Origin of the sequence: Metabacillus niabensis (genome assembly GCF_902829255.1) — a bacterium.
GTDB classification, from domain to species: domain Bacteria; phylum Bacillota; class Bacilli; order Bacillales; family Bacillaceae; genus Metabacillus; species Metabacillus niabensis.
This window is the reverse complement of record NZ_CADEPK010000438.1, coordinates 1-5,074: the sequence shown is the minus strand read 5'-3', so window position 1 is coordinate 5,074 and position 5,074 is coordinate 1. Positions and strand designations below refer to the sequence as shown.

Sequence of the window (5,074 nt, the reverse complement as noted above, 5' to 3'; positions counted from 1 at the left end):
ATATTATATATTTCATTTAAACTAAAATCTATCATAATATACAGAAAGTGGGTATCTCTATTATTTTACCTTTATTTATGAAAAAAAATATGTTATAACTTTATCCAACTATAAAGGGAAAATATGTAATCAAGGATGAAGACGAATGATAAAAAAGAGGATTTGCAGGATAGTAGCAGTGATGTTTGTTATGCTCGTCCTTTATTTCTTATGGACAGCAATCAGCATTTGGTCGTTTGCAAATAAAATGGAGCTTGAACAATCAGATGCTGCAGCTGTATTAGGAGCTGCTGCCTGGGGAGATAAGCCTTCGCCTGTTTTTCGTGAAAGGATTAATCACGCGATTTGGTTGTACGAAAATGGCTATGTTTCAAAGCTTATTTTTACAGGTGGGAAAGGAAATGGAGCAAAGTATGCTGAATCTTAGGTTGCAAAAATCTATGCGATCAAACAAGGTGTTCGGGAAAATGATATTTTAATAGAAACGAACTCAAAAATGACAGAAGAAAATCTTGAAGAGGTAAAGAAAATTGCTATTAATGAAGAATTTAAGACGCTAACAATAGTTAGTGATCCTTTACATATGAAACGAGCAATGGCGATTGCCCATCATCTTGATTTAAAAGTTAATTCCTCCCCTACACAAACCTCTGTATACAAAACATTAAAAACGAAAGGTCCATTTTTGATTAAGGAGACGTTTTATTACATTGGCTATAAATTATTTACTTTGTATTAAAGAAGGGTGATGCTAATGATACATCTCTACCATTATTATGAAAAAAGAGTTGGTCCTTTCAAAAGTCTAACTCAATTGGAGGATAATGAAGCCGAAGCTATATTAAAGAAGCTTCGGTTGGAAAATAAAACATTTGCTGCTAGAAGAAGTCAGCAATATTTAGAGCATAGAAGAGAGATTGAACGAAAGGTTAAAGAGCTATTTATTCAAAAGGGAGGGAAACCGATAACGTCTACACCACATTATTTTGTTTATGAACCATGTCCCTGGTTGCTTGAATGGTTTGAAGATGGAAAAGAAATTCGAATACCATTGAGTTTCTTTAATCCTACTTCAATTAGTTTTACATATGGTGATTCCTTTCCAGCAATGAAGGCACAGGACGAGAAACCATATAGGGGTCATGTTTATACTTTGGCTGAAATAGAGGGATTAATTACAAAATTTGGTTTACCGCAATTATGGAATGCGGATGGGAAATTAGGACCTGAACGCTATATTGAAGTACAAGTATGGGATGACAACCATCTAAATAAATCTATCTGGGAGGAGTAAAGATGAATTTTATTTTACTATTTGGACCTCAAGCAGTTGGGAAAATGACAGTCGGCCAGGAGCTTGAAAAGAGAACAGGCTATAAACTTTTTCACAATCATATGACAATTGAATTGCTTCATCCCTTCTTCGGGTTTGGAGATGAAATGTGGAGAATATCAGATGTCATACGAGAGGAGATTTTTAAATCTGCCTCGAAAATCCAATTAGATGGATTGATTTTTACTTATGTATGGGCATTTAATATGCAAGAGGATTGGGATTTCGTAGAGAAAACAAGTCGGATTTTTGAAGAAAATGGGGATAATGTTTATTTCGTAGAGCTTGAGGCTGATCTAAATGTTAGGCTTGAGCGAAATCAAACACCAAATCGATTAGCACATAAACCGACAAAACGGAATATTTTCCAATCTGAAACAGAGCTGAAAAATTCAATGGAGAACTATCGTTTAAACTCGAGTGTCGGAGAAATAAAAAGAAAAAACTATTTAAGAATCAATAATACACATATGACTGCACAAGAAGTAGCGACACGAATTCAAGAGACATTTCATTTTACTAGCAAATAAAACAGCCATTTTAGAGGATAGCTGTTTTATTTGCGTTATAATATATTATAAGCTTTTAAGTGTATAAAGATCATTCCTTCTTTGTTTAAGTAGCGGAAGTTCTCTCCTCACCTTTTCTACCTGTTGTAGGTTTAATTCAACGATCATGTAACCTTCCTTTTCATCAAGCTGCTGAACAATCTCTCCCCATGGTGAAACAGCAATGGAATGTCCGTAAGAAGTATAGCTTGCTGATAAATCACGTGCTGGGGCGCATCCGATCATAAATACTTGATTATCTAAGGAGCGATTTCGAAATAAAACATTCCAATGAGCTGGTCCTGTAGTCATATTAAAGGCGCCAGGAACGATAATCACTTTTGCTCCTTGATCAACCATTAATCTTGATAGCTCGGGAAATCGAATATCGTAGCAAATACAAAGTCCAATTTTCCCAAACTCAGTATCGAATACAGTTATTTCGTTACCAGCTGTTAATGTATCTGATTCTTTAAATCGCTGACGACCCGCTACATCGATATCAAATAAATGCATTTTTCGATGCTTAGCAATTTTCTCGCCTTTACGATTAAATACATAGGACGTATTAAAAATATGATTATTCTCATCCTTTTCTGGCATTGAGCCAGCAACAAGGTATATCCCGTATTCCTTCGCGAAATTTGCCATTACACGATAGCTTTCTCCACCTTCTCGTTCTGCGTAAATAGGGAAGTTTGGCGTTTCATATGGGCAACAAAACATTTCTGGTAATATCGCTATATCAATTCCTTCCTTTACAGCATTTTTTAAATATTCATTTGCTGTGTCGATATTTTTTTGTTTATCCTCGTCAACGCGCATTTGTATAATAGCTGCCTTTATCTTCATCACCTATACTCCTTTACTAAGTTTCATAAATTCAATATAGTTTATTTTCATAGTAGTCGCAATTTATTATGGATGGTGTACACTTATCATATTTTTTGACCAGGATAACTTATGCTATAGTTAGGGAAATGAAAAAACGAAGGCGAGTGAATGTAATGACAACAGAAAAACTTTATTACGAAAATCAATACATTCGTTCATTTACATCAAACTTACTTAAACAGGATAAGGATGAAAATGGACGTATTTACATAGTGTTAGAGAAAACGGCTTTTTATCCAACTGGTGGGGGACAACCTCATGATACTGGGACAATAAACGGGATAAATGTGGTTGATGTCGTTGAAGTTGATGGAGAAATCCGTCATTTTATTGAGAAGCCGATTGATGAACAAAATGAATGCAATTGTGAAATCAACTGGGATCGACGCTTTGACCATATGCAGCAGCATGCAGGACAGCATATTTTATCTGCAGCTTTTGAGGAGACTTATGGTTACAAAACGATTAGTTTTCACTTAGGTAAGGAAATTTGTACAATTGATTTGGATATAGCTAATCTTACAGAAGAAGAAGCTGCTGCTGTAGAGAAGCTAGCTAATCACATCATCATTGAAAATCGCCCGATTGAAGCGAAATGGGTAACTGTGAGTGAGCTTGAGCATTACTCCTTACGCAAAGAGCTTTCTGTCTCGGAAAATATTCGCCTTGTAATTATCCCGAATTTTGATTATAACGGCTGTGGAGGAACACATCCTAGCTCAACAGGGGAGGTCCAATCACTAAAAATTTTACAATGGGAGAAGCAAAAAAAGCATACTCGTGTGCAATTTGTTTGCGGTAATCGAGTGATAACCCAGCTTAGTCAAAAACAGAAGGTTATCCAATCTCTAACAGGGATTTTAAATGCTCCGCAGGACAAAATGGAGGAAGCTGCTAATCGAATCCTGAAGCAATCGAAGGAGTTTGAAAAAAATCTAGATGAGCTGAAAAATAAATTGCTAGATTATGAGGCTAGTACGTTAATAAATGAGCAGCAGATGGTTGATAATATAAAAATCGTCAAGAAAATCTTTTATTATTACTCTATTCCAGATCTACAGAAATTAGCTAGAACTATTGTGGGAAAAACAAATGATGTTCTCGTTTTCTTTATTAATGAACAGGAGGATAAGCTACAGTTTGTTTGTGCAAAAGGAACTGAGCTCCCTTTCAATATGAATGAGATAGTAAAGAGGAATATCCCGCTTGTTAACGGAAAAGGTGCTGGAAATGATTCGTTTGCTCAAGGGGGCGGAGAGAAGGTCTTATCAGCAAATCAATTAATGGACGAGTTGGTCAGCTCGGTTCGTACTCTTAATAATGGAAAATACTCTTAACATATAAGAGATGAAAAGGGATTGAATGAAGCAAAATAGAGAGAAAGAAACAAAAGGCTTGAGTCATATATGAATACAAAAAAGAAATTTCCTGATCATTTTTATTATCGGTAATAGGATTTAATCTTTTACAATTCAATGCTTAGTCTTGGAGATTGAAATGAAAGCGGCTGTTCAAAGGAGCAGTCGTTTTTTGAATTACTTGGATCTAGAATTAGATGATGTCATAAGTCGTCATGAAATGGATGTATGTAAGTTTGATAAATTATTTTGAAGAATTATTTGAGTCCAGATGTGTTTTTATTAAAGCAAAGGATTATAAAGAATTCAACGAAAAATGCTCTGTAAGAACATGTTCATACCATTTAAATCTAAGTGTATTGAGGGGATGAAAAAATGAAGGATGTACTTACATTTGGTGAAAAACAAAAAGGAAAGCAATACATGCGAAGACCAGCCGTCTATTGCTTAATATTCAATAAATCGAGAGACAAAATAGCGATAATTCAAACAAAGGATCATCATTATTTTCTTCCAGGCGGTGGAATAGAAGCTGGTGAAACATATGAGGAATGTTTAAAAAGAGAAGCGCTTGAAGAGATAGGAATGGAGTTAGAAATAGGTTCTTTTATAGGTTGTGCACAAAACAATTTTTATTCTAAAAACGAAAATATCTATTATCTCAATGTGGGATATTTTTATTTATGTAATCAAAGGAAACAAATAGGTGAGCCAATGGAGGCAGAACATACCTTGAAATGGGTAACTCCACATCATGCGATTGAAACATTAGTCCATGCTCATCAAAGTTGGGCAGTGAAGGAGGCTATTAAACGATATTTTCTTAAGCAAGGAGAGTAAATGAATAATGACAGATGATAATTGTGGAGGATTCCTGTTGTTTAATTAAAAAAATCACGAGATAAGGCCTGTTACTCATTTTTACTTGATCAATGATATAT

Annotated in this window: 5 protein-coding genes and 1 pseudogene; 5 read left to right on the top strand and 1 reads right to left on the bottom strand. The window is 34.9% G+C overall.

The features are described from left to right. The first annotated feature begins 145 nt into the window (after positions 1–145). From HU235_RS23775 to HU235_RS23765, 3 genes and pseudogenes are all read left to right on the top strand, one after another. A pseudogene (locus tag HU235_RS23775) lies at positions 146–739 on the top strand (YdcF family protein). 15 nt (positions 740–754) lie between these two features. Continuing rightward, a complete protein-coding gene (locus HU235_RS23770) occupies positions 755–1,294 on the top strand; it encodes a hypothetical protein (protein WP_174881804.1) in 540 nt (179 codons plus the stop codon). Positions 1,295–1,296: 2 nt separating this feature from the next. After that, positions 1,297–1,863 (top strand): AAA family ATPase, encoded by a 567-nt coding sequence (locus HU235_RS23765; RefSeq protein WP_174881803.1) that lies wholly within the window; start codon positions 1,297–1,299, stop codon positions 1,861–1,863. 45 nt (positions 1,864–1,908) lie between these two features. On the opposite strand, the gene HU235_RS23760 is transcribed toward HU235_RS23765, so the two are convergent. After that, complete coding sequence (locus HU235_RS23760; RefSeq protein ID WP_217451464.1) at positions 1,909–2,733, bottom strand: carbon-nitrogen hydrolase family protein; 825 nt, start codon at positions 2,731–2,733, stop codon at positions 1,909–1,911. Between the two features lie 155 nt (positions 2,734–2,888). On the opposite strand from HU235_RS23760, the gene HU235_RS23755 reads away from it, so the two are divergent. Together HU235_RS23755 and HU235_RS23750 are read left to right on the top strand one after the other, a co-directional pair. Beyond that, on the top strand, positions 2,889–4,112 hold the full coding sequence (locus HU235_RS23755; RefSeq protein WP_174881801.1) for an alanyl-tRNA editing protein: 1,224 nt from the start codon (positions 2,889–2,891) through the stop codon (positions 4,110–4,112). Positions 4,113–4,508: 396 nt separating this feature from the next. Further along, positions 4,509–4,973, top strand: a complete 465-nt coding sequence (locus tag HU235_RS23750) for an NUDIX hydrolase (RefSeq protein ID WP_174881800.1) — start codon at positions 4,509–4,511, stop codon at positions 4,971–4,973. Positions 4,974–5,074: the final 101 nt, after the last annotated feature.

Bases quoted from the DNA above. Each gene is read 5' to 3' on its own strand.
- HU235_RS23770 (WP_174881804.1), top strand. From the start codon at position 755: ATGATACATCTCTACCATTATTATGAAAAAAGAGTTGGTCCTTTCAAA.
- HU235_RS23765 (WP_174881803.1), top strand. From the start codon at position 1,297: ATGAATTTTATTTTACTATTTGGACCTCAAGCAGTTGGGAAAATGACA.
- HU235_RS23760 (WP_217451464.1), bottom strand. From the start codon at position 2,733: ATGAAGATAAAGGCAGCTATTATACAAATGCGCGTTGACGAGGATAAA.
- HU235_RS23755 (WP_174881801.1), top strand. From the start codon at position 2,889: ATGACAACAGAAAAACTTTATTACGAAAATCAATACATTCGTTCATTT.
- HU235_RS23750 (WP_174881800.1), top strand. From the start codon at position 4,509: ATGAAGGATGTACTTACATTTGGTGAAAAACAAAAAGGAAAGCAATAC.